This window comes from Halomonas urmiana, assembly GCF_005780185.1.
In the GTDB taxonomy this organism is placed as follows: Bacteria; Pseudomonadota; Gammaproteobacteria; order Pseudomonadales; family Halomonadaceae; genus Halomonas; species Halomonas urmiana.
In genome coordinates this window covers 53,561-77,716 of the sequence record NZ_VBUI01000012.1, presented here as the reverse complement: position 1 = coordinate 77,716, position 24,156 = coordinate 53,561, and the positions used below count along the sequence as shown (strand labels likewise).

Sequence of the window (24,156 nt, the reverse complement as noted above, 5' to 3'; positions counted from 1 at the left end):
TTTCTTCCTTCCCAGTCGACCCAGGAGTGCTGCATGAAACGCATGACGCGACATTTTCCCCTCTGGATGCTGCTTGCCACGGCATTGCTGGCCTGGCAATCGGCCATGGCCCGGGAGCTGCCGGACTTCACCGAGCTGGTCGAGGAGGCCGCTCCCGGGGTGGTCAATATCTCCACCACGCGCACGGTGGAGGGGCGCGGGCCATCCTTCCACGACTTCGGCGGGCGGGAGATTCCCGAGATCTTTCGACACTTCTTCGGCGATCGCTTCGGCGAGCAGTTCCAGATGCCGCCCGGGCAAGATCAGCGCCCCCGCGAGGAGCGCCAGTCGCTGGGCTCGGGGTTCATCATCGACGAGGACGGCTACGTCATGACCAACGCCCACGTCGTCGACGGGGCCGATGAGATCGTGGTGCGCCTCAACGATCGCCGTGAGCTGCAGGCCGAGCTGATCGGCGCCGATGCCAAGACCGACGTGGCCGTGCTCAAGGTCGATGCCGACAATCTACCCACCCTGGAACTCGGCGACTCCGACGGGCTGCGCGTGGGACAGTGGGTGGCGGCCATCGGCTCGCCCTTCGGCTTCGATCACTCGGTGACCGCCGGCATCATCAGCGCCATCGACCGCACGCTGCCGCGCGACGCCTACGTGCCCTTCATCCAGACCGACGTGGCCATCAACCCGGGCAACTCCGGCGGCCCGCTCTTCAACCTCGACGGCGAGGTGATCGGGGTGAACTCGCAGATCCTCACCCGCAGTGGCGGCTACATGGGGCTCTCCTTCGCGATCCCGATCAATGTCGCCATGGACGTGGCCGATCAGCTGCGCGACGACGGTCAGGTCAGCCGCGGCTGGCTTGGCGTGATGATCCAGCCGGTCTCCCGTGATCTGGCCGAGTCCTTCGGCATGGACGCCGCCGAGGGTGCGCTGATTGCCGACCTGGATCCCGAGGGGCCGGCCGCCCGCGGGGGGCTCGAGGCCGGCGATGTGATCCTCTCGGTGAACGGCAACGAGGTGGATCAGTCCAGCACCCTGCCGCGACTGATCGGCCAGGTGCTACCGGGCAGCGAGGTCGAGCTGACCCTGCTGCGTGACGGTGAACGCCGCGAGGAGACCGTGACCCTCGGCGAGTGGCCGGACGCCCAGGGCGGGGTCACCGCTTCCGCTGCGGATGAGGGGCCGGGCCGACTCGGCATCGCCGTGCAGCCGCTGCCGGAAGACAAGCGCGATGAGCTCGGCATCGTCCACGGCGTGCGCGTCGTCGAGGTCGATCCGAGCGGCGCCGCCGCGGCGGCGGGGCTGCGCGTCGGCGACGTGCTGGTCAGCATCGACCACCGCGCCGTCGAGGATCCCGACCAGCTCGCGAGCCTGGTGGCCGAGCTGCCCGAGGATCGTGCGGTGCCGGTGCGCCTCTTCCGCGATGGCCGCTCGATGTTCGTGGCCATGCGGCTGTCCCGCGACTGATCCGGTCTCGGTTCGGCCTCTCTTTGGCCCACCCGGGGCCGCTTGTGGCCCCTGATCCAGGCCTTGCGTGATCGCGACCCGACGGCTACCACCGTCGGGTCGCTGTATCTGGCAGGCGCATCCCGCTACAATGGCGGCCATTCCATCAGAGCCCGCCAGCCGACCGCCTCGCGATCCGTCGGGTCGGCCGTGGCCCGACACCCACAAGGCAGAATCGACTCGATGTCCCAAGACGCTACCTCCGATCCCCTCAAGCACATCCGCAACTTCTCGATCATCGCCCACATCGACCACGGCAAGTCGACCCTGGCTGACCGGCTGATCCAGACCTGCGGTGGCCTGACCGAGCGCGAGCTCAAGGAGCAGGTGCTCGACTCCATGGACCTCGAGCGCGAGCGCGGGATCACCATCAAGGCCCAGTCGGTGACGCTGGACTATCACGCCGATGACGGCAACGTCTATCAGCTCAACTTCATCGATACCCCGGGGCATGTGGACTTCTCCTACGAAGTGTCCCGCTCGCTCTACGCCTGCGAGGGCGCGCTGCTGGTGGTGGATGCCGGCCAGGGCGTCGAGGCCCAGTCGGTGGCCAACTGCTATACCGCCATCGAGCAGGGACTCGAGGTGCTGCCGGTGCTCAACAAGATGGACCTGCCCCAGGCCGACCCAGACAAGGTGGCCCACGAGATCGAGGAGATCATCGGGCTGGACGCCACCGATGCCTGTCAGGTCTCGGCCAAGAGCGGGCTCGGCATCGACGCGCTGCTCGAGCGCCTGGTGCGCGACATTCCGCCACCCAAAGGCGATCCCAGCGCGCCGCTGCAGGCGCTGATCATCGACTCCTGGTTCGACAACTACCTGGGCGTGGTCTCGCTGGTGCGGATCTTCGACGGCACCCTGAAGAAGGGTGATAAGATTCGCATGACCTCCACCGGTCGTGACTGGCCCGCAAGCGAGGTGGGCATCTTCACGCCCCTGCGCAAGGAAACCGGTGTCCTGCGCGCCGGCGAGGTCGGCTTCGTGGTCGCCGGCATCAAGGACATCCATGGTGCGCCGGTGGGCGATACCATCACCCATACCAAGACTCCGGACGTGGCGCGCCTGCCCGGCTTCCAGAAGGTCAAGCCCCAGGTCTACGCCGGCATGTTCCCGGTCAGCGCCGACGACTACGAGGACTTCCGCGACGCCCTGGAGAAGCTGGCGCTCAACGATGCCTCGCTGGACTACGAGCCCGAGAACTCCGACGCCCTGGGCTTCGGCTTCCGGGTCGGCTTCCTCGGCACCCTGCACATGGAGATCGTCCAGGAGCGCCTGGAGCGTGAATATGACCTGGACCTGCTCACCACCGCGCCCACGGTAGTCTACGAGCTCGCCATGAAGAACGGCGAGATCGTCTACGTCGCCAATCCCTCCAAGCTGCCCGACATGGCCGACGTGGAGGAGATGCGCGAGCCCATCGTGCGCGCCAGCATCCTGGTCCCCCAGGAGTTCGTCGGCAACGTCATCACCGAGTGCGAGCAGCGCCGAGGCACCCAGCTCGATATGCTGTTCCTCGGCAGCCAGATTCAGCTCACCTACGAGCTGCCGATGTCCGAGGTAGTGATGGACTTCTTCGATCGCCTGAAGTCGATCTCCAAGGGCTACGCCTCCCTGGAGTACAACTTCGAGCGCTTCCAGGAGGCTAAGCTGGTGCGCCTGGACGTGCTGATCAACGGCGACCGCGTCGATGCCCTGGCGGTGATCATCCATCGTGATCACGCCCACAGCCGGGGTCGGCTGCTGGTCGAGAAGATGAAGGAGCTGATCCCGCGCCAGATGTTCGACGTGGCCATTCAAGCTGCCGTCGGCGGACAGGTGGTGGCGCGCTCCACCGTCAAGGCGCTGCGCAAGAACGTCACCGCCAAGTGCTACGGCGGCGACGTCAGCCGCAAGAAGAAGCTGCTCGAGAAGCAGAAGGCGGGCAAGAAACGCATGAAGCAGGTCGGCCGGGTGGAGATTCCCCAGGATGCCTTCCTTGCCGTGCTCAGGGTCAATGACTAGGGACGGATAACCGCATGGACTTCTCTTTGATGCTGGTGGTGGCCGTGGCCGTCACCGGAGTGATCTGGCTGCTCGATCTGCTCTGGTGGCGCCCCGCTCGCCGGCAGCGGCTGGCCACGGTGGAGGCCGGCACCACCGAGGGGCTCGGGGAACGGGCGCGCGAACAGGCGATCAAGGAGCCCTGGCCGGTCGACTATGCCCGCTCCTTCTTCCCGGTACTGCTGGTGGTGCTGGTGCTCAGGAGCTTCGTGGTCGAGCCGTTCCAGATTCCCTCGGGCTCCATGCGCCCGACCTTGGAAATCGGCGACTTCATCCTGGTCAACAAGTTCGCCTACGGCCTGCGGCTGCCGGTGATCAATACCCGCTTCGTCGAGGTCGACGACCCCGAACGAGGCGACGTCATGGTGTTCCGCTTCCCCGACGAGCCTTCGGTGAACTTCATCAAGCGCGTCGTAGGGCTTCCGGGCGACCGGATTCGCTACGAGGACAAGCAGCTCTTCGTCAACGGCGAGGCGGTCCCCAAGCGGCTGCTCCAGGCGGGCCCCGTCAAGGCGCCCACCGAGCTGCTGATGGCCGAGCGGCTGGGCGAGCTTGAGCACCGTATCTACAATAATCCTCGGGATCCCGGTCCCCAGGTGCGTGAGCTGGTGGTGCCGGAAGGCCGCTACTTCACCATGGGCGATAACCGCGATCACTCCAACGACAGCCGCTACTGGGGCTTTGTGCCGGAGGAGAACATCGTCGGCAAGGCTTTCGCCGTCTGGATGCATTGGGATGGCGGCCTGCCGAGTTTCACCAGCGTGCGCCGCATCCAGTAGCCCATAGACATCAGGCCGGCCCGCCTGCCGGGCCCGACCGATCGTCGGGCCCGGCGCGAGAACACCCCCTTATTGATATCGACGTATTCAGGAGCTCCGTGAGCAACTCCCTCAACGCCTTCAGCCGCCGCATCGGTCATGCGTTCACCGATCCCGGTCTGCTCGAGCTGGCCATGACGCACCGCAGTTACGGCGGTCAGAACAACGAACGCCTCGAGTTTCTCGGTGACTCGATCGTCAACTTCGTCATCGCGGAGGCGCTCTTTCGGCGCTTTCCCCAGGCGCGGGAGGGGCAGCTGTCGCGGCTGCGCGCGCGCCTGGTCAAGGGCAAGACCCTGGCCGAACTGGCCCGCGAGATGGCCTTCGGCGAGTGCCTGCGGCTCGGCTCCGGCGAGATGAAGAGCGGGGGACACCGCCGCGACTCGATCCTCGCCGATGCCGTCGAGGCGGTGCTCGGGGCAATCTATCTGGATGCGGGCATGGAGACGGCCCGCACGCGCGTGCTCTCCTGGTACGCCGAGCGCCTGGAGGCCATCAGCCTCGAGGACACCCAGAAGGATCCCAAGACCCGCCTGCAGGAGTTCCTGCAGTCGCGCCAGGTGGCCCTGCCGCGCTACGAGGTGACCTCGGTGGAAGGCGAGGCGCATGCCCAGACCTTCACCGTCGAGTGTCATGTCGAGGTGCTCGACGAGCACACCCGAGGCGTCGGCTCGAGCCGACGTCATGCCGAGCAGCAGGCCGCCGAACAGGCTCTGTCCCAGCTCGAACCGACCAAGACCCACGGCACCGGGAGCCTGTCATGACCACCACCTGCGGTTTCGTGGCCATCGTCGGCCGCCCCAACGTCGGCAAGTCGACGCTGATGAACCGGATCCTCGGCCAGAAGATCTCCATTACCTCGCGCCGCCCCCAGACCACGCGCCACCAGGTGATGGGCATCAAGACCGAAGAGGAGGCGCAGTTCATCTACGTCGACACGCCGGGCATTCACATCCTGGCGAAGGATCGCAACAAGGCGATCAACCGCTTCATGAACCAGGCCGCCGTGCAGGCCCTGCGCGACGTCGACTGCGTGGTCTTCATCATCGATCGCACCCGCTGGAGCGATGAGGATCAGGTGGTGCTGCAGCGCCTGGAGCACGTCGAGGCGCCGGTGATCCTGGCCGTCAACAAGGTCGATCGCCTGCAGGACAAGGCCAGCCTGCTGCCGTGGCTGGAGCAGGTCGGCGCGCGCCGCGACTTCGCCGCTATCGTGCCGATCTCCGCCAAGCACGGCACCAACGTGCCCGAACTCGAGGCCGAGGTCGCCAAGCACCTGCCCGAGAGCGTGCACTACTTCCCCGAGGACCAGGTCACCGACAAGAGCCAGCGCTTCCTGGCCGCCGAGATGGTGCGTGAGAAGGTGATGCGCCAGCTCGGCGACGAGCTGCCCTACCAGATGACGGTCGAGATCGAGGAGTACCGCGACGAGGGGCGGGTGGTGCACATCAGCGCCCTGATCCTCGTCGAGCGGGCGGGTCAGAAGAAGATCCTGATCGGCGAGAAGGGCGATCGGATCAAGAACATCGGTCGCGAGGCGCGCCTCGACATGGAGCGTGCGCTGGGCGCCAAGGTGATGCTCAACCTCTGGGTCAAGGTCAAGAGTGGCTGGTCCGACGACGAGCGGGCCCTGAAGAGCCTGGGCTACAACCTGGACTGATTGGTAAGCGCCAAGCTACAAGCGCCGAGCAGCCAAGAAAGGAGTCGCAAGGAGCGGCGAACGCCTTGCCCTTGCGACTTGGCACTTACCCCTCGCTTGGCCGCTTGTCCGAAGGATCGATCATGCAACCCCAGCCAGCCTTCCTGCTGCACAAGCGTCCCTATCGCGAGACCAGCGCCCTGGTCGAGCTTCTTACCCTCCAGCATGGCCGGGTGCGGGCCGTCGCCCAGGGCGTGCAGCGCCCGGGCAGCCGCGCCCGCAGCCGCCTGCAGCCCTTTGCCCCGATGCACGTCACCTGGGCCGGGGAGGGCGAGCTCAAGCGCCTGCGGCTGATGGAAGGGCGCGGCAGTGCGGCGCTGCTGGCCGGCGAGGGGCTGATCTGCGGGCTCTATGCCAACGAGCTGCTGACCCGGCTGCTGCCGGTGGAGCTGCCCGTTGCCGAGACCTTCGCCTACTACACCGCCATGCTGGAGGCGCTGCCGCGCCCCGATGGCCGGGCCGCCTCGCTGCGTCGCCTCGAAGTGGCGGTGCTCGAGGCACTGGATGCCCTGCCGCGCTTCACCGACCCCGAGGGGGGCGAGCTCGACCCCCAGGGCCGCTACGACCTGGACCACGCCTCGCGGGCCTTCGTGACCGCCGAGCGCGGCATCGACGGGCGCACTCTCAGGTTGCTGGCCCGGGGGGGCTGGGATGAGCCGGGCCTCGCCGGGCCGGCCAAGGCGGTGACGCGACGAGCCCTGGCGCCGCTGCTCGGCTCGCGCCCGCTGCGTTCCCGGGAGCTGATGGTCCAGTTGGCCGGGCGCCGTACCCGGCTGCGCCAGGAGCTGTAAGCTGTAAGCTGTAAGTTATAAGATGCCATTCTATCTTACGGCTTACAGCTTAAGGCTTACGGCTCACCGAAGGAGACCTCATGCATCCCCCCCGTATTCTGCTCGGCGTCAACATCGACCATATCGCCACCCTTCGCCAGGCTCGGGGGACGCGCTACCCCGATCCCGTCCAGGCGGCCCTGCTCGCCGAGGAGGCCGGCGCCGACGGCATCACCGTGCACCTGCGCGAGGACCGTCGCCATATCCAGGAGCGCGACGTGCGTCTGCTGGCCGAGGTGCTCAACACCCGCATGAACCTCGAGATGGCCCTCACCGAGGAGATGCTGCGCCTGGCCGAGGAGCTGCGCCCCGCCCACGTCTGCCTGGTGCCGGAGAAGCGCGAGGAGCTGACCACCGAGGGGGGGCTCGACGTGGCCGGCGGCCGCGAGGCGATCGGCGAGGCCTGTCGGCGCCTGGCGGCGGCGGGTTGTGAGGTGTCGCTGTTCATCGATCCGGAGCCCGAGCAGATCGCCGCCGCCGCCGAGGTCGGTGCGCCGGTGATCGAGCTGCATACCGGCGCCTACGCCGAGGCCGCGGGGGCGGCCGCGCGCCATGAACACGCCCGACTCGCCGCCGCCGCCGAGATGGCCGCCGAGCTCGGCCTCACCGTCAACGCCGGCCACGGCCTGCACTACCACAACGTCGAGGCGGTGGCCGCGCTGCCCGGCGTGCACGAGCTCAATATCGGCCACGCGATCATCGCCCGGTCGCTCTTCGTCGGCCTCAAGGAGGCGGTGAGCGAGATGAAGCGGCTGACGATCGCCGGCCAGGAGGCCGGCCTGCTGGCGGCGCTCGATGAGCATGATCACGAGCATGGCCACGACGACGAGGCGAGCTGCTGCCGATGATCATCGGCATCGGCACCGATATTGCCCGGGTAGCCCGCTTCGAGCGGGCCATGGCGCGTCACGGCGAGCGCTTCGCCCAGCGGCTGCTCGGCGAGCTCGAACGGGAGCGGTTACGCGACCATGCCCTGCCGGCGGCCTTCCTGGCCAAGCGCTTCGCCGCCAAGGAGGCCTTCGTCAAGGCGCTGGGCACGGGGCTGCGCCGCGGCATGCGCTGGACCGAGATCCAGGTGGTCAACGATGCCCTGGGGCGCCCCTCGCTGGTGCTCTCCGGCAAGGCGCAGGCGCTGGCCGAGGCGGCCGGCGTGCGCGCCCTTCACCTGTCGCTCTCCGATGAGGAGGCACTGGCCACCGCCTTCGTGGTGCTGGAGGGCTGATCCGCCTGCCAGCGGCGCAGCTCGGCCATGGCAGCATAGAGGTCGGGCAACAGCGCCGCCATGGCTTCCCGGCCGCGTGATCTCAGGCGGGTCTCGAGAGTCTCCGCCAGCAGTCCCAGGCGCGGCGTGCCGCAGTAGCGGCAGGCGCCGTTCAAGGCGTGCAGGGCATCCAGCAGGGCCTCGTCATCGTGGCCCGCGTTGGCCTCCCGGATGGCCCGTTCGCTCTCCGGCAGCGAGTCGGCCAGTTTCTCGAGCAGCTCCCGCGCCAGCGCCTCGCGCCCGCCGGCGAGCCGCGTGCCGATCTCCAGGTCGACCACGGCCAGCTCCTGTCCGGCGTCCTGCCGAGCGTCGTCGTGCGTCGTCGCTGCCTCGGCGGTGTGACGCGACGGCATCGTGAGCCCAAGGGTCTCCTCGAGCAGTCGGACGAGCCGCTGGGGCTCCAGCGGCTTGATCAGCATCTCGTCGAGTCCGCTTTCCAGCAGCGTACGGCGCTGCTCACCCTGCACGTGAGCGGTGACGGCGACGATCGGCACCCGCCGCCACTCCCCGCCGAGCTGGCGGAGCGCCCGGGTCGTCTCCAGGCCATCCATGCCGGCCATGCGGATATCCATCAGCACCAGATCGAAGCGCTGTTGACGTGCCAGCGACAGCGCCTCGGCCCCGCTCGCCGCCAGGGTCACCGCGACCCCGACATCGCTCAGCAGTTCGCGCATCAGCAGACGGTTGGATTCAGTGTCGTCGACCACCAGCAGGCGGGCGACGGCCGTGGACGTCGTGGTGACCGGCGGGGCGGGCAGGGCATGAGGCGTGTGTGCCAGGTGACGGCGCATCGCCTGCGTCAGCGTCGTGCGCGAGATCGGCTTGGCCAGGATTTCGCCGCCATGCGGCAGCGGCAGGGCGGGGAGGTCGGGTGGGCTGGCGTTGACCAGCAGCAGGGCGGGGCAGGCGAGCCGCTCCAGTCGCCGTCGCCACGTCTCCATAGCGACGGCCTCGAGGTCCTCGGCGTCCAGTGCCACCACGGCCAGCGCGACCCCGGGCTCGGCGGCGGCCTGGGTCGCCGTGACGACCCGCGCGCCCCAGCGCCGCATCAGGTGCTCGAGGGCGCGTCGCGTGGGCAGATGGGGTTCGTCGAGCGCGATGGTATCGCCCGGTAGCTGGAGCTCGGGGGGGCGTTCGGCCTCGGCGTCGCCCGCCAGAGGCAGGGTGAAGGAGAAGGTCGAGCCCTCGCCGGGGGTACTCTCCACGGTCAACTCGCCGCCCATCTGTTCGACCAGCTGGCGACTGATGGCCAGTCCCAGGCCGGTGCCGCCGAACTGCCGGGAGTGGCTGGCATCCGTCTGATGGAAGGCCTGGAACAGGCGACGGCGCGCCTCCTCGCCGAGGCCCATGCCGGTGTCGCTGACGCCGATGCCCAGAGTCACCCGGCCCGGCTCGGCCTCTTCCAGCATGACGCGCACGATCACCTCGCCCCGGTCGGTGAACTTCACGGCGTTGTTGATGAGGTTGGTGATTACCTGACGGATGCGCAGCGGGTCGCCCTTGAGGTCGGCGGGCACGTCGTCGTAGACCAGGCCGAGCAGCTGCAGGTGCTTGTGCTGAGCGAGCGGCGCCTGCAGGCCCAGCACCTCGTCGACCAGGGCGACCATGTCCAGCGGTAGCGTCTCCAGCTCGACCCGTCCGGCCTCCAGCTTGGAGAAATCCAGTACGTCGTTGACCAGCATCAGCAGGTTGTCGCAGGCGCGCTGCACGTGGTCCAGCCACTCACGCTGGCGCGGTTCCAGTCGTGAGCGACCCAGCAGGCGGCAGAAACCGACGATGCCGTTGAGAGGGGTGCGGATCTCGTGGCTCATGTTGGCCAGGAACTCCGACTTGACCCGGTTGGCCTCCACGGCGCGGCGGTGAGCCATGTCCAGCTCGATGTTCTGGACCTCGATGGTCTCCATCGACTCCTGGAGCTCGTTGGTGGCCTGCTCGATCTGCGCCTGCAGGTCGTCCCGGGACGCGGCCAGGTGGTCGGCGAGGTCGTTGACGCGCCGGGTCAGCGAGCCCAGCTCCGGCGAGGCCGGCGGGGCCAGGCGCGCCGGCTCCATGCCGAAGGCGAGGCGCTCGAGGGCCCGCTCGGCATCCTCCAGGGGCTGGGTCACCCGCCGTGTGACGGCGAACCCGGTCAGCAACAGTAGCAGTCCGGCGAGCATCAGCACCAGCCCGGCACTGGCCATGAGGCGATAGCGGGACAGCAGCAGCGGCGTGGTGTCGACGTTCAGGGTCAGCCAGGCCGCTGCCGGCCCCGCGCTCGGCAGGGGCGTCTGCCACCGCCAACGCAGCCCCTGCTCGAGCAGTCGCGGGCTTGCGTCCGTCGGCGGTGCCGCCGGCTGGCCGAGTGGGCCGAGGGTGAAGCGAGGCTGTCCCTGGCCATCCCGAACGCTCAGCGCCTGGACATGGGGCAGGGCCATCAGGCGCTCGGCCAGGCGTGCCAGCGCCTGGTCGTCGCCCGCCGCCAGCGCCTCGCCCAGGCTCGGGGCAAGCAGCGCGGTGCCCCGGGTCAGGGTCTCGCGCAGCGCCGCCTGGCCCTGGCGGTCCTCGAGGACCACGGCCACCCCGGCCAGCAGCGTCAGCAGCAGCATCGGCAGGCCGAGGATCGACAGCATCAGGCGCGTCTTCAGGGACATGGCGGGCTCGTCGGACGGTGGATCGGTCCCCAGTATGCCACAGCGCAGGGGGATGCCTGTCCAGCATGGGGTGGCACGGATATAATGCCGAAAAGACGTGTTCATCAGGAAGGTTACATGCATTTTCCCACTCTCGAGGAGACCGTCGGCCATACGCCGCTGGTCCGCCTCAAGCGCATCACCGCCGGGCGCGGCAACACCCTGCTGGCCAAGCTGGAGGGCAACAACCCGGCCGGGTCGGTCAAGGATCGTCCGGCCCTTTCCATGATCCGGGAGGCCGAGGCCCGGGGCGAGATCGTCCCCGGCGACACCCTGATCGAGGCGACTTCCGGCAACACCGGCATCGCCTTGGCGATGGCGGCCGCGATCATGGGCTATCGCATGGTCATGATCATGCCCGAGAGCGCCTCCGCCGAGCGCAAGCAGGCCATGGCCGCTTATGGGGCCGAGCTGATCGAGGTGAGCGAGACGGGGGGCATGGAGGAGGCTCGTGACCTCGCCGAGACCATGGTCGCCCGCGGCGAGGGCAAGCCGTTGAACCAGTTCGCCAATCCCGACAACCCGTTGGCCCACTATCGCACCACCGGGCCGGAGCTGTGGGAGCAGACCGGCGGCACCATCACGCACTTCGTCTGCTCCATGGGCACCACCGGCACCATCATGGGCGTGTCGCGCTATCTCAAGGAGCGCAATCCCGAGGTGCAGATCATCGGCCTGCAGCCCGAGGACGGGGCGAGTATCGCCGGCATTCGCCGCTGGCCGCCGCAGTACCTGCCGAGCATCTTCGACGCCAGTCGCGTCGACCGGGTCCTCGACATCGGCCAGCAGGAGGCCGAGGAGCACATGCGTCGCCTGGCCCGGGAAGAGGGCATCCTGGCCGGGGTCTCCTCCGGCGGCGCACTCGCCGGCGCGCTGCGCATTGCCGCCGAGGTGGAGAACGCGGTGATCGCCTTCATCGTCTGCGACCGCGGCGACCGCTACCTGTCCACCGGCCTGTTCGCCCCGGAGCGCTGATATGGCCATGCTGGGCAAGCGCCGACCGAAACGGGCCCCGTCGGGCGTCTCGGGGCTGCAGGGGCGAAAGTCCGAGGACCGCCACGCGCCCGCCGCCCCCCGGGAGCGGGAACCCGACCTGCTGGAGATCCAGGGCCTGGCCCACGACGGTCGGGGCGTCGCCCGCTCTCCAGAGGGCAAGACGGTGTTCGTCGAGGGCGCGTTGCCGGGGGAGCGGGTGAGGGTCGCCGTGCATCGCACCCGTCAGCGCTTCGACGAGGCCCACGTCCGGGAGCTCGAGACCCCATCGGCAGAGCGCGTCGTGCCGCCGTGTCCCCATTTTGGTCGCTGCGGCGGCTGCGACCTTCAGCACCTCGCCCTGCCGGCCCAGCGCCGCCACAAGCAGGCGGTCCTCATGGAGCTGCTGGGGCGCCAGGGCATCTCGCTGGATGACGCTCCCGAGCTGCTGGTCGGGGCGGGCGAGGACTACCGCCGGCGAGCCCGACTGGGTGTCAAGGTCGATGCCGATGGACGGGTGCATCTCGGCTTTCGCGCGCGCCATACCCATCGCCTCGTCGATATCGCCAGCTGCACCGTTCTGGTGCCGTCCCTGGAGGCGCTGCTGGCGCCCCTGCACCAGCAGCTTTCGGCGCTCGAGGCGCCACGCCAGGTCGGGCACCTCGAGCTGCTCGAGAGCGACCGCGGGGTGGTGCTGATAGTGCGTCAGCTGCGCGATCATGCGGGTGACACCCACCGCTGGCAGGCCTTCGCCGAGGCCCAGGGCGTGCACCTCGCCCGCTGGCTGGGCCGCGAGGCGCCGGCCTTCGAATGGCTGACGCCGGTGCCGGCACTCGAGTGCCGGGTGCCGGGGCCGTCCGGTGAGATCCCGCTTCGCGTCGAGCCGGGGGACTTCCTCCAGGCCAATGCCGAGGTCAATCGCCTGATGGTCGGCGCCGCGCTCGCCTGGCTCTCGCCGCTCGTCGGCCAGGCTCGGCTGCTCGACCTGTTCGCCGGCATCGGCAACTTCAGCCTGCCGCTGGCCGCGGCCGGCGCCCGGGTCACCACGGCGGAGGGCAGCCCGGCGATGGTCGAGCGGCTGGCCGGCAACGCGAAAGCCAACGGCCTGGACATCGAGGCGTACCAGGCCGACCTTAACGACCCGGCCGCGGTACGCGAGCTGCTCACGGCGACGCGGCCCGAGGTGGTGGTGCTGGACCCGCCGCGGGAGGGTGCCGAGGCGGTGAGTCAGGCGCTGAAGGCGACCCCGGTACCCCGGCTACTGTATGTCTCCTGCGATCCGGCGACGCTGTCGCGGGATGCGGCGCACCTCTTGCAAGGGGGGTACCGGATCGTGCGCGCGGCGGTCGCCGACATGTTCGTGCACACTTCCCACCTGGAATCCATGCTGATGTTCGAGTACACGGGCTCGACTCGCGACCCCCAAGGAGCGCCGAGCGATGGTTAAAGTGCGTGAAGATCAGCCGTTGACCCGGGACGGGTCGGTCAATATCGACCTGTGGCTGACGCGCCTGCAGGACGACGTGAAGCTGCGTGACGTCGCGGAGATGGATCAAGCCTGCCGGCTCGCCCAGCACCTGGAGCAGACCTCCGAGCGCCCCCACAAGAGCTGGCTCATCGACGGCTCGAGCTTTCGCATGGGGCTCGAGATGGCCGATATCCTCGGCGAGCTCAAGCTCGACCAGCCGGCCCTGGAGGCCGCGGTGCTCTATCGGGCGGTGCGCGAGGAGCTGATCGGCCTCGCCGAGGTCGAGAAACGCTTCGGCGGCGAGGTGGCCGGGCTGATCGACGGCGTGCTGCAGATGGCCGCCATCAGCACCTTTCAGGCGCCCAGCCAGGGCCTGACCCAGCACGATCAACAGGACAACCTGCGCAAGATGCTGGTCAACCTGATCGACGACGTGCGCGTCGCCCTGATCAAGATCGCCGAGCGCACCTGCGCGCTGCGCCAGGTGCGCGACGCCCCGCGGGAGAAGCGCCTGCAGGTGGCCCGCGAGGTGTTCGATATCTATGCGCCGTTGGCCCATCGCCTGGGCATCGGCCATCTCAAGTGGGAGCTCGAGGATCTCTCCTTTCGCTACCTGCACGAGGACGACTACAAGGCCATCGCGCGGCAGCTGGCCGAGCGACGCCAGGACCGCGATCGCTACATCAGCGAGGTGGTGGAGACCCTCAAGACGCTGATGTCGGCCCAGGGCATCCGTCGCTATCAGGTCGACGGCCGCGCCAAGCATATCTACTCGATCTGGCGGAAGATGAAGCGCAAGCACATCGACTTCTCCCAGGTCCACGATATCCGCGCGGTGCGCATCCTGGTGCCCGAGGTGAGCGACTGCTATACGGTGCTGGGCATCGTCCACTCGCGCTGGCACCACGTGCCCAACGAGTTCGACGACTACATCGCCAACCCCAAGAAGAACGGCTACCAGTCGCTGCACACCGCGGTCCTTGGCCCGGAGCACAAGGTGCTGGAGATCCAGATCCGCACCTTCGCCATGCACGAGGAGGCCGAGCTCGGGGTCTGCGCGCACTGGCGCTACAAGGGGCACGACACCAGCGCCCGCAGCGCCAGCTACGAGGAGAAGATCGCCTGGCTGCGCCAGGTGCTCGAGTGGCACGAGGAGGTCGGCGACTTCGGCGACCTGCGCGAGGGGCTGACCAGCGACGTGGCGCCGGATCGCATCTACGTCTTTACTCCCGACGGCCACGTCATCGACCTGCCGCGGGTCGCCACGCCCATCGATTTCGCCTACCGGGTGCACACCGAGGTGGGCCATCGCTGTCGCGGCGCCAAGGTCGACGGGCGCATCGTGCCGCTCACCTATCGCCTCAAGACCGGCCAGCAGGTCGAGATCCTCACCGCCAGCAAGAGCGGGCCGAGTCGCGACTGGCTCAACCCCAACCTGGGCTACGTGCGCACCTCCCGGGCCCGCGCCAAGATCCAGGCCTGGTTCAAGCTGCAGGCGCGCGACCGTAACCTCGAGGAGGGGCGGGCGCTGTTCGAGCGCGAGATGAAGCGGCTCGACGTGGAGGGCATGGATCTCACCCGCCTGGCCAACAAGGTCAACTACCCGACCCCGGAGGACATGTACGCGGCCCTGGGGGCCGGTGACCTGCGCATCGGCCAGGTGCTGCACCAGGCGCAGCAGCTGTTCGGCGAGAGCGACGACCAGGAGCAGCTCGACCGCCTGCTGGCCAAGCCGCGCAAGGCCACCGGCAAGGGCGCCGGCGGCGACATCACCGTGCTCGGCGTGGGCAACCTCAAGACCAGCATGGCCAACTGCTGTCATCCGGTGCCCGGCGAGTCTATCGTCGGCTTCATCACCCAGGGGCGCGGCGTCACCGTGCATCGCCAGGACTGCCCCAACATCCTGCAGTTGCGTCTCGATGAGCCGCAACGCATCATCGAGGTGGAGTGGGGGGAGCGGGCCCGCACCCAGTACCCGGTGGACATCGAGATCCAGGCCTGGGACCGTTCGGGGCTGCTGCGCGACGTCACCGGCGTACTCAGCAACGACCGCGTCAACGTGCTCTCCGTCAACACCCTCACCGACACCGACGACGGCATCGCCCGCCTGTCCATCACCGTCGAGGTCGACGGCCTGGAGACCCTGGGGCGGCTCTTCTCGCGTATCCAGCAGCTGCCCAACGTCATCGAGGTGCGCCGCCTGCGCGACGGCGGCAAGAAGGGCAAGGGCAAGGGCAAGGGCAAGAGGAAGGCCACATGAGCGACACCCGCCACGATCTGCATCACCTGCTGGAGCTGATGGCCGTGCTGCGAGACCCCCAGCAGGGCTGCCCCTGGGACGTCCAGCAGGACTGGGACTCCATCGTCCCGCATACCCTCGAGGAGGCCTATGAGGTCGCCGATGCCATCGAGCGTCGCGCCTGGGACGAGCTGCCCGGGGAGCTCGGCGACCTGCTCTTCCAGGTGATCTACTACAGCCAGTTCGCGGCGGAAGAGGGGCGCTTCGACTTCCACGACGTGGTCGACACCCTGACCGCCAAGATGCTGTATCGCCATCCCCACGTCTTCCCCGACGGCACCCTTGCCTCGCGCCGCGAGGGGGTGAGTGCGGCCGAGGTCCAGGCCCGGCAGGTGCATTCGCGCTGGGAGTCGCTGAAGGCCGAGGAGCGCGCCGAGCGGGCGCGGGCCGAAACGCATTCGGTGCTCGACGACGTGCCGCGCACCCTGCCGGCGCTCGCCCGCGCCGCCAAGCTCTCCAAGCGGGCGGCCCGGGTCGGCTTCGACTGGCCCGACGCCCGCGGCGTGCTGGCGAAGATTCGCGAGGAGCTCGACGAGGTCGAGCAGGCGCTGGCCGAGGAGGAGCGTGACCATGCCGCCGAGGAGGTGGGGGACCTGCTGTTCGCCGTCACCAACCTGGCGCGCACCCTCAAGGCCGATCCCGAGCAGTGCCTGCGCCACACCAATGCCAAGTTCGAGCGGCGCTTTCGCTACCTGGAGGCGGCCCTGGCTGCCGAGGACGTGCCGCTGCCCGAGGCGGGGCTCGCGGCGATGGAGCGGCACTGGCAGGCGGCCAAGCGACACGACGTCCCCCTCACGGAATCGCCGCAAGGAGAGACCCGGCCATGAGCCATGATCTGCATGAATCGCTACGTGACAACGTTCGTATCCTGGGCGACAGCCTCGGGCGCACCATCGCCGATGACCTCGGGCCGAGTTTCGTCGATCGCATCGAGACCATTCGCGGCTTCGCCAAGTGTGGTCGCCAGGGTGAGCACGGCAGCCAGCGCGAGCTGATCGAGTACCTGCGCCAGCTGCCCGACCGCGACCTGCTGCCGGTCACTCGCGCCTTCAACCAGTTCCTCAACCTCGCCAACATTGCCGAGCAGCACTATCGGGCGCGCTTCCGTCGGGTCGAGGACTACCGGCCCGGCACCCAGCCGGTGCTCTCCGAGCTGCTCGAGCGCGCCCGGGGCGCCGGCCACTCGCCGCGCAAGCTGGTCGAGAGCCTCGCCGGCATGCGCGTCGAGCTGGTACTCACCGCGCATCCCACCGAGGTCATCCGGCGCACCCTGATTCAGAAGTACGACGCCATCGACGACTGCCTGACCGCCATCGAGTCCTCCGGCGACTACCCGGAGCGCGGCGTGCGCGCCCAAGGGCGCCTGGAGGAGCTGATCAGCCAGGCCTGGCACACCGACGAGATCCGCCACGAGCGGCCGACCCCGGTTGACGAGGCCAAGTGGGGCTTCGCGGTGATCGAGAACTCGCTGTGGCAGGCGGTGCCCGATTTCCATCGCGACCTCGACAACCTGCTGCTGGAGACCGCCGGCGAGCGCCTGCCGCTGGATGCCGCGCCGATTCGCTTCGCCTCCTGGATGGGCGGCGACCGCGACGGCAACCCCAACGTGACGGCCAAGGTCACCCGCGAGGTGCTGCTGCTGGGCCGCTGGATGGCCGCCGATCTCTACCTGCGCGACCTCGAGCAGCTCAAGGCCGAGCTCTCCATGTGGAAGGCCAACAGCGCGCTGCGGGCCGAGGTGGGCGAGGTGGCCGAGCCCTACCGCGAGCTGCTCAAGCGGCTGGTGACCCGGGTCGAGGCAACGCGAGAGTGGGCCAAGGCCGAGCTCGATGGGCGCAGCGTCGACGACGCCCCCATCATCGAGACCCGCGATCAGCTCTATGCCCCGCTGCTGGCCTGCTACCGGTCGCTGTGCGACGTGGGCCTGGACACCATCGCCAACGGCGTGCTGCTCGACACCCTGCGCCGCGTCGCCGTGTTCGGCGTGACCCTGACCAAGCTCGACCTGCGCCAGGAGGCCAGCCGCCACGCCCAGGTGATGGAGGAGCTCACCGACGGCCTGGCCCTCGGCCACTATCGCGACTGGGACGAGGCCAAGCGCCAGGAGTTCCTGCTCGCCGAGCTGGCGTCCCGGCGTCCGCTGATCCCGCGCCGCTGGGAGTGCTCGGCGGAGTCCCGTGAGGTCATCGACACCTTCCGCGTGATCGCCTCCGAGCACCGCGAGGCGCTCGGCACCTACATCATCTCCATGGCCGGGGAGCCCTCCGACGTGCTGGCCGTGGCGCTGCTGATGAAGGAGGTAGGCGGCACGGTCAGCCTGCCCATCGCGCCGTTGTTCGAGACCCTCGACGATCTCGATCATGCCGGCGAGGTCATCGACCACCTGCTGGCGCTGCCGGGCTATCGCGCCCTGGCCGGCGACAGCCAGGAGGTGATGATCGGCTACTCGGACTCCGCCAAGGATGCCGGCCAGCTGGCCGCCGCCTGGGCGCAGTACCGCGCCCAGGAGACGCTGGTGGAGGTGTGCGATCGCCACGGCGTCGACCTGACGCTGTTCCACGGTCGCGGCGGCACCGTGGGGCGCGGCGGCGGCCCGGCCCACGCGGCCATCCTCTCCCAGCCGCCGGGATCGGTGAACGGCAGCCTGCGGGTGACCGAGCAGGGCGAGATGATCCGCTTCAAGTTCGGCCAGCCCGAGATCGCCCTGCGCTCCATGGAGATCTATGCCTGCGCGGTGCTCGAGGCGAGCCTGCTGCCGCCACCGTCGCCGCGAGCGGAGTGGCGCGACGAGATGGACCATCTGGCCAAGGTGGCCCACGGCGCCTACGTGAGCGTGGTGCGTGAGGATCCCGACTTCGTGCCCTACTTCCGCTCGGTGACACCGGAGGGAGCGCTGGGCCGCCTGCCGCTGGGCTCGCGGCCGACCAAGCGCCGCCAGGATGGCGGGGTGGAGACCCTGCGGGCCATCCCCTGGATCTTCGCCTGGACTCAGACCCGCCTGATGCTGCCGGCGTGGTTGGGCAGCGGCGAGGCCTTCAGCGAGCGCCTCGAAACGCCGGGCGGCCTCGAACTGCTGCGCGAGATGCGCAAGGAGTGGCCCTTCTTCGGCACCTATCTGGACATGCTGGAGATGCTGCTGGCCAAGGCGGATGTCGACATCGCCGCCTACTACGAGCATCGCCTGGTCGACGAGCCGGCCCTCAAGGCGCTGGGGGAGCGGTTGAGGACGCGCTTCGGTCGTCTCCAGGACGCGGTACTTCAGGTGCTCGACCAGCAGGAGCTGCTGGAGGATACGCCGCTGATTCGCCAGGCCATCGACGTGCGAAACCCCTACATCGACCCGCTGCACGGCCTCCAGGCCGAACTCCTGCAGCGCAACCGCGACGCCGACGGCGCCATCAGCGCGGATCTCTCGCGGGCCCTGATGGTCACCATGGCGGGCATCGCGGCGGGGCTTCGCAATACGGGTTAGGCCTTCGGCCAGCGACAAGTGTCAAGGGGCAAGCTTCAAGGAACACCATTGCAGCCTGAGATAGGGGAGTGCCATCGTGTTTCCTTGCTCCTTGCTCCTTGCTCCTTGCTCCTTGCTCCTTGCTCCTTGCTCCTTGCTCCTAGAAGGGAAAGTGAATCGAGGCGCTTATCAGGTTGAGGTGCTCCAGGGCCGGGGCATCGATCTGCTCGAACTCGAGGCGGCTGACCATCTGGCGAAACTGCAGGCGAGCCCCGAAGCCCTGGATCCTCGCCGTGCCGCGACTCCCCTCGGCGCGATCGTCGCTGCCGACGGGGTCGCCCTGCCACTCCGCCAATCCCGCCTTGGCGTAGAGGCCGAGGGCGCCGACGCGCACGCCGGCCATCAGGCTGCCGCCCAGGCTGGTGGTGTCGTGGAGCCGCGAGCCATCTTCTCCGGCGATCGGCACGTCGTCGCTGCGCCGGTAGCTGACCTCGGCGCCCAGGTCGAGCCGGGGAAGGTTCTGCGGGGTGAAGCCGGCGGTGAGGCGAAAGCCGGAAGTGGCGCCGTCGGGGGTGGCGACGTCGTCACCCTGGACGAGCATGCCGTTGTCGAGCAGCACGAGGGGCTGGGCGATGCCGCCGTAGGCGGGCACCTCGGCCTCGATCTCCTTGTCTTCGTCGAGCTCGAGCGCGAGGTCGGCCTGGCAGGGTAGGGCGACGATCGCCAGCAGCGCCGCCAGGGCGATGAGGGTGCGCGAATCCGGATGCATGATCTCCGACCTTGAGTCGGCAGTGGGGGTGCCGGCCCGGAATTACCACTCCCTCACTCTAGCAACCGCCGGTGGGTTGCGCCAATGCGTCGGCTCGAGCGCGCAGGGCGGCCAGGTGATCGGCCAGGCCGGGCGCCGCCAGGCCGTGCCGCTTGGCCGCGGCGAGTAGCGGCGCGAGGATCGCCTCGTGCTCGGTGAGGCGCCCGGCCTGAACGTCCTGCAGCATGGAGGCGCGATTGGCGGCCGTTGCCTCGACGACCTGCCACACCAGGCGCCGCCAGCCGGTGATCCCCTCGCCGTGGGGCGGCGCGATGCCCTCGGCGGAGAGGATCGGGGCGAGCTCGGCGAGCAGGGCCTCGACCCGGGGACGGAAGGGCGCATCGCGAAGCTCGCCGTTACGGATGCCGAAGCGTGCCACCAGCGGATTGATGGCCGCGTTAACGGCGAGCTTGCGCCACAGCCGCCGGCGAATGTCGTCGACTGCCTCGGCGGGCAGGCCCGCGGACGAGAGAACGTCGGCCAGTTGCGCGGCGAGCGCGCGATGACGGTCATCCAGGCTGCCCAGGAAGGTGTGGCCGTGCCCGGCATGGGTCACCCGGGCATCGTCCTGAACGTGCGCCCCCTCGGTGGTGGTGGCGCACAGCACCGGTCCGGCGTGGCGTTCGCTGAGCCGCGGCTGGCAGGCGAAGCCGTTCTGCCACAGCACCAGCGGCACCCCGTCGGGTAGATGGTCGGCCAGGGCATCGTGGGCCGCCTCGGCGCCGTGCGCCTTGGTAGTCAGGTGCACCGCGTCGGGGATCGTCGACGGCAGGGCGTCGATCCGGGCCACGCCGACCCGGAACACGAGCGCGGCATGCGCCGGGGTGATCAGCGTTTGCTCGGCGGGCAGCGTGCGGCGGGCGATCAGGGTCACCTCGGCCGTGCCGGCCAGCCGCAGGGCGACCAGTCGACCCAGCGCCCCGGGCCCGACGATCCAGTGTCGCATGAGGGTCATGGCGGCTCTCCTCGTGAGTGCATGGCGGTCAGCAGCGGCGGCAGGGAGTGCCGCCGTGATGCGTCATTGTCGCCGGGGACGTCGGGTCGCGGTGCCGGTCCGGCGGCGCGGGCCGCCGCGTTTCTTGCCGCCCTTACCGCGGGGCGTCGGCGCCTGCTCGCCCTGGGCGCCGGCGAGCGCGGCGCGTATCCGGTCGGCGTCCGCGGCGGTGAGCAGGCCCTGCAGGTCCTCGATCAGCGCCGCCAGGAAGGGGGCGGGGTCGTCGTCCTGCTCGGCGATGGCGCCCAGTCGCTGCTCCCACAGGGCGGTGCGTTCGGGGCGGCCCACCGCCTCGGGCAACGAGGCGATCAGCGCACTGCCCAGCCGGCTGGCGCGCAGCGCCTTAGCCTGGCGAATCAGGTAGCCGCGCTCCACCAGGGTCTCGAGGATGCCGGCCCGGGTGGCCTCGGTGCCCAGGCCGTCGTGCTCGCGCAGGGTGCGGCGCACGGCCGGGTCGTCGACGTAGCGGGCGATGTTCATCATCGCCTTGATCAGGCTGGCATCCGTGAAGGGCTCGGGCGGGCGCGTCTCGCGATCTTCCACCTCGGCCTGCTCGACCCGGCAGGTCTCACCCTCGGTGAGCGATGGCAGGGGCGGCGCCTGCTCGCGGGTAGTGAACAGCGGCTTCCAGCCGGGGTCGAGGATCTCCTGACCCTTGGCGCGGAAGTGCTCATCGAGGATCCGGAAGTCGGCCTGTATATCGCGCACGGCGAGGGGCGGATAGAACTGGGCCAGCACGTTGCGGGCGATCAGTCGGAAGACGTCCGCCTCGGCCTTCTCGAGCCGCGAAAGATCGGCGGGCTTGCCGGTGGGTGCCAGGGCGTGGTGCGCGCCGACCTTGCGGTCGTTCCAGGCCTTGGAGCGGCGCGAGAAATCCGCGCCGCCGAGCCAGCCGCGCAGGGTGTCGTCGGCACGACAGGCGCCCTCGAGGGTGGTGCGGGCGGCAGCGAAATGCTCCTCGGGCAGGTAGCGACAGTCCGAGCGCGGGTAGGTGATCAGTTGATGGCGCTCGTAGAGGCGCTGGCAGACGTCCAGGGTCGCCTTGGCCGAGAGTCCATGGCGTCGGGCGGCGTCCACCTGCAGTGCCGAGAGCGAGTAGGGCAGGGGCGCGGCCTGGCGCTTGTCGCGGCTCTCCAGCTGGGTCAGCCGGCCCTGAGCGCCGGGCAGGCGCTCGGCGAGGGCGGCGGCGGGTTCCCGCGCCAGCAGCCGCCCCTGATCGTCCAGGGGGTGGGGCTCCCCGGGTTGCCACCAGACGCGCAGCCGGCCCCGGGCGACGGCGAGATCGGCCCACAGCACGAAGAAGGGCCGGGGCCGGAAGTCGCGGATCTCGGCGTCGCGGCGCACGACGAGCCCCAGTACCGGTGTCTGCACGCGACCCACCGACAGCACGCCGTCGTGGCCGGCCTGTCGCCCGCTCACCGTCCAGGCGCGGGTCAGGTTGATGCCGTACAGCCAGTCGGCCCGGGCCCGGGACTGGGCCGCCCGATAGAGAGGCGTGAAGCGGGCATTGTCCTCGAGTCGTCCCAGCGCCCGCTGCACCGCCGGGCGGTTGAGGTCGCTGACCAGCAGCCGCGAGACCGGGCCCTTCCAGCCCAGGTGCTCGATCACCTCCTGCACCAGCAGCTGGCCCTCGCGGTCCGGGTCGCCGGCGTGAACCACCTCGCGGGCCTCCTTGAGCAGCTTGCGGATCACCGCCAGCTGACCGCGCGCCTTGGGTCGGGGCATCAGTTTCCAGCGGCCCGGCAGGATCGGCAGATGGTCGAGGCGCCACTGCTTGAGGGCGGGATCGTAGGCGTCCGGCGGGGCCTGCTCCAGCAGGTGCCCCAGGCACCAGGTGACGGTGGTGTCGCCGACCACGACGGCGCCGTCCTGGCGGCGCGGGTGGCCGGGCAGCGCGTCGGCGATGGCCCGACCCAGGCTCGGTTTTTCGGCGATGATCAGGCGCATAACGGCTCGTCGGCGGGAATGACATGGACATTCTTCCAGTATTCTCGGCGCCTCGCCAGGTGTAAGCTGATCAACAGATGTACAATGGTTGTACAAAATTATTGTGAGGAGATAAGGCGATGCGCGAACATGGCCGAACTCGACGCCTGCTGGGCCTCGGCGCCCGCACCGGCGGCGCGCTGATCCGCACCCGGCTGGGCGGGCAGGCCGACTGGCGGGCCCTGGGCGAGGCGCTCTTCGAGGGGCTCTCCGAGCTCAAGGGGCCGGCCATGAAGCTGGCCCAGATCATGTCCCAGTGGGACGACCTGCTGCCGCCGGATCTCGCCGAGGAACTCGCCCGCCTGCAGCGCCAGGCCGAACCGATGCCCTGGGCCGACATCCGGCGCACCCTGGTCGAGCAGTACGGCGATCTCGACGCCCGGTTCCGCGAGATCGAGCAGCGCCCCTTCGCCAGCGCCTCCATGGGGCAGGTGCATCGTGCCGTGACCCACGACGGCGAGACCCTGGTGCTCAAGGTCCAGTACCCCGGTCTCGCCGAGGTACTGGAGAGCGATCTGGCCCAGGTGCGGCGCCTGATGCGCCTGGGGCGCTGGTTCAAGGTGCCCCAGGCGCGCCTCGATGCGCTGTTCGAGGAGCTGGCGGTGAGCCTGCGCGGCGAGCTCGACTACCACGCCGAGGCCGAGGCGCTGGCCCGCTATCGTGCGCGCTATGCCCATCTCGAGCGCCTGGTGATCCCCGAGCCGCTGCCCGAGTTCTCCGGCCCGCGGGTGCTGGCCATGCGCTACGTAGCCGGCACGCCGCTGCGCGAGCTGGAGCAGGCCGACCATGAGCGGCGCCAGCAGGTGGCGACCACGCTCGCCGACTGGCTGACCGAGGAGCTCTTCACCTTCGGGGAGCTGCACGCCGATCCTCACGCCGGCAATTTCGCCGCGGACGAGGCGGGACGCCTGGTGATCTACGACCTCGGGGCGGTGATCCCGGTGCCCGAGGCACGCCTCACGGCGATGATGCGTCTGCTCGAGGCGACCCTCGAGGGCGATGCCATGGCCATGGATGCCGCGCTGCTCGAGCTCGGCGGCCGCCAGGGACAGGGGGCGCCGCTGTCGCTCTACCGCGAGTCGGCCGAGGCGGTATCGCCGCTCTTCCAGCCCGGCGAGCAGGACTTCGGCGACGTTCGCGTGCACCGTCGGCTGCGCGAGCTCTCCCCGAAGGTGTGGGCGGCCATGGATCGCCTGCAGCCGCCGGCGGATACCCTGCTGCTCTCGCGCACCCTCAATGGCCACTACTGGAACCTGGTGCGCCTCGGCGCGCGCCTCGACATGCACGCCCGCACCCGCCCGCTGATGCCGAGCGCGCCGGCCTGAGCCACCTGCCCAGCCCGGCGGCGGACTGGTAGA

At 69.4% G+C, this 24,156-nt stretch carries 18 protein-coding genes; 14 read left to right on the top strand and 4 right to left on the bottom strand.

Features of this window, described 5'->3' with window-relative positions; all coding sequences use genetic code 11:
• The first annotated feature begins 33 nt into the window (after nucleotides 1-33).
• From FEI13_RS09230 to FEI13_RS09195, 8 genes are all read left to right on the top strand, one after another.
• Nucleotides 34-1,464 (top strand): DegQ family serine endoprotease, encoded by a 1,431-nt coding sequence (locus tag FEI13_RS09230; RefSeq protein ID WP_138181246.1) that lies wholly within the window; start codon nucleotides 34-36, stop codon nucleotides 1,462-1,464.
• Between the two features lie 222 nt (nucleotides 1,465-1,686).
• Nucleotides 1,687-3,504, top strand: a complete 1,818-nt coding sequence (lepA, locus tag FEI13_RS09225; RefSeq protein ID WP_138181245.1) for a translation elongation factor 4 — start codon at nucleotides 1,687-1,689, stop codon at nucleotides 3,502-3,504.
• Between the two features lie 14 nt (nucleotides 3,505-3,518).
• Complete coding sequence (gene lepB / locus FEI13_RS09220; protein ID WP_138181244.1) at nucleotides 3,519-4,322, top strand: signal peptidase I; 804 nt, start codon at nucleotides 3,519-3,521, stop codon at nucleotides 4,320-4,322.
• 98 nt (nucleotides 4,323-4,420) lie between these two features.
• Nucleotides 4,421-5,125 carry a ribonuclease III gene (gene rnc / locus FEI13_RS09215; protein ID WP_138181243.1) on the top strand — a complete coding sequence of 235 codons (705 nt, stop codon included), beginning with the start codon at nucleotides 4,421-4,423 and terminating at the stop codon, nucleotides 5,123-5,125.
• A complete protein-coding gene (gene era / locus FEI13_RS09210) occupies nucleotides 5,122-6,021 on the top strand; it encodes a GTPase Era (protein ID WP_138181242.1) in 900 nt (299 codons plus the stop codon). Before rnc ends, era begins: the two co-directional genes overlap by 4 nt.
• Before the next feature lie 122 nt (nucleotides 6,022-6,143).
• Nucleotides 6,144-6,851 (top strand): DNA repair protein RecO, encoded by a 708-nt coding sequence (recO, locus tag FEI13_RS09205; RefSeq protein ID WP_138181241.1) that lies wholly within the window; start codon nucleotides 6,144-6,146, stop codon nucleotides 6,849-6,851.
• A gap of 80 nt (nucleotides 6,852-6,931) precedes the next feature.
• Complete coding sequence (gene pdxJ, locus FEI13_RS09200; protein WP_138181240.1) at nucleotides 6,932-7,738, top strand: pyridoxine 5'-phosphate synthase; 807 nt, start codon at nucleotides 6,932-6,934, stop codon at nucleotides 7,736-7,738.
• Nucleotides 7,735-8,112 carry a holo-ACP synthase gene (locus FEI13_RS09195; protein WP_138181239.1) on the top strand — a complete coding sequence of 126 codons (378 nt, stop codon included), beginning with the start codon at nucleotides 7,735-7,737 and terminating at the stop codon, nucleotides 8,110-8,112. The genes pdxJ and FEI13_RS09195 overlap by 4 nt, the downstream gene beginning before the upstream one ends.
• On the opposite strand, the gene FEI13_RS09190 is transcribed toward FEI13_RS09195, so the two are convergent.
• A complete protein-coding gene (locus FEI13_RS09190) occupies nucleotides 8,052-10,781 on the bottom strand; it encodes an ATP-binding protein (protein ID WP_138181238.1) in 2,730 nt (909 codons plus the stop codon). The two genes, FEI13_RS09195 and FEI13_RS09190, sit on opposite strands and share 61 nt — an antisense overlap.
• Nucleotides 10,782-10,898: 117 nt before the next feature.
• Between FEI13_RS09190 and cysM the strand changes: the two genes are divergently transcribed.
• The 5 genes from cysM to ppc are packed head-to-tail and all read left to right on the top strand — an operon-like array spanning nucleotide 10,899 to nucleotide 19,031.
• Nucleotides 10,899-11,795 carry a cysteine synthase CysM gene (gene cysM, locus FEI13_RS09185; protein WP_138181237.1) on the top strand — a complete coding sequence of 299 codons (897 nt, stop codon included), beginning with the start codon at nucleotides 10,899-10,901 and terminating at the stop codon, nucleotides 11,793-11,795.
• A gap of 1 nt (nucleotide 11,796) precedes the next feature.
• Complete coding sequence (locus FEI13_RS09180) at nucleotides 11,797-13,239, top strand: TRAM domain-containing protein (protein WP_138181236.1); 1,443 nt, start codon at nucleotides 11,797-11,799, stop codon at nucleotides 13,237-13,239.
• Nucleotides 13,232-15,520, top strand: coding sequence for a GTP diphosphokinase (gene relA / locus FEI13_RS09175; protein ID WP_138181235.1), 2,289 nt, complete (start codon nucleotides 13,232-13,234; stop codon nucleotides 15,518-15,520). The genes FEI13_RS09180 and relA overlap by 8 nt, the downstream gene beginning before the upstream one ends.
• Nucleotides 15,517-16,386 carry a nucleoside triphosphate pyrophosphohydrolase gene (gene mazG, locus FEI13_RS09170; protein WP_138181234.1) on the top strand — a complete coding sequence of 290 codons (870 nt, stop codon included), beginning with the start codon at nucleotides 15,517-15,519 and terminating at the stop codon, nucleotides 16,384-16,386. The genes relA and mazG overlap by 4 nt, the downstream gene beginning before the upstream one ends.
• The gene (gene ppc, locus FEI13_RS09165) at nucleotides 16,383-19,031 is read left to right on the top strand and encodes a phosphoenolpyruvate carboxylase (RefSeq protein ID WP_138181233.1); all 2,649 of its coding nucleotides are present in this window, start codon (nucleotides 16,383-16,385) and stop codon (nucleotides 19,029-19,031) included. Before mazG ends, ppc begins: the two co-directional genes overlap by 4 nt.
• A gap of 139 nt (nucleotides 19,032-19,170) precedes the next feature.
• Here ppc and FEI13_RS09160 read toward each other — a convergent pair whose 3' ends face one another.
• The 3 genes from FEI13_RS09160 to FEI13_RS09150 all read right to left on the bottom strand — a co-directional run bounded on the left by FEI13_RS09160 (nucleotide 19,171) and on the right by FEI13_RS09150 (nucleotide 22,759).
• Nucleotides 19,171-19,779, bottom strand: a complete 609-nt coding sequence (locus FEI13_RS09160) for a hypothetical protein (protein ID WP_138181232.1) — start codon at nucleotides 19,777-19,779, stop codon at nucleotides 19,171-19,173.
• Nucleotides 19,780-19,837: 58 nt separating this feature from the next.
• Entirely contained in the window at nucleotides 19,838-20,773 is a 936-nt protein-coding gene (locus FEI13_RS09155) for a ketopantoate reductase family protein (protein WP_240036483.1), read from the bottom strand.
• Nucleotides 20,774-20,836: 63 nt separating this feature from the next.
• Entirely contained in the window at nucleotides 20,837-22,759 is a 1,923-nt protein-coding gene (locus tag FEI13_RS09150; RefSeq protein WP_138181231.1) for a DNA topoisomerase III, read from the bottom strand.
• A 119-nt stretch (nucleotides 22,760-22,878) separates the two neighbouring features.
• Here FEI13_RS09150 and FEI13_RS09145 point away from each other — a divergent pair, with 119 nt between their 5' ends.
• Nucleotides 22,879-24,123, top strand: coding sequence for an ABC1 kinase family protein (locus FEI13_RS09145; protein WP_138181230.1), 1,245 nt, complete (start codon nucleotides 22,879-22,881; stop codon nucleotides 24,121-24,123).
• Nucleotides 24,124-24,156: the final 33 nt, after the last annotated feature.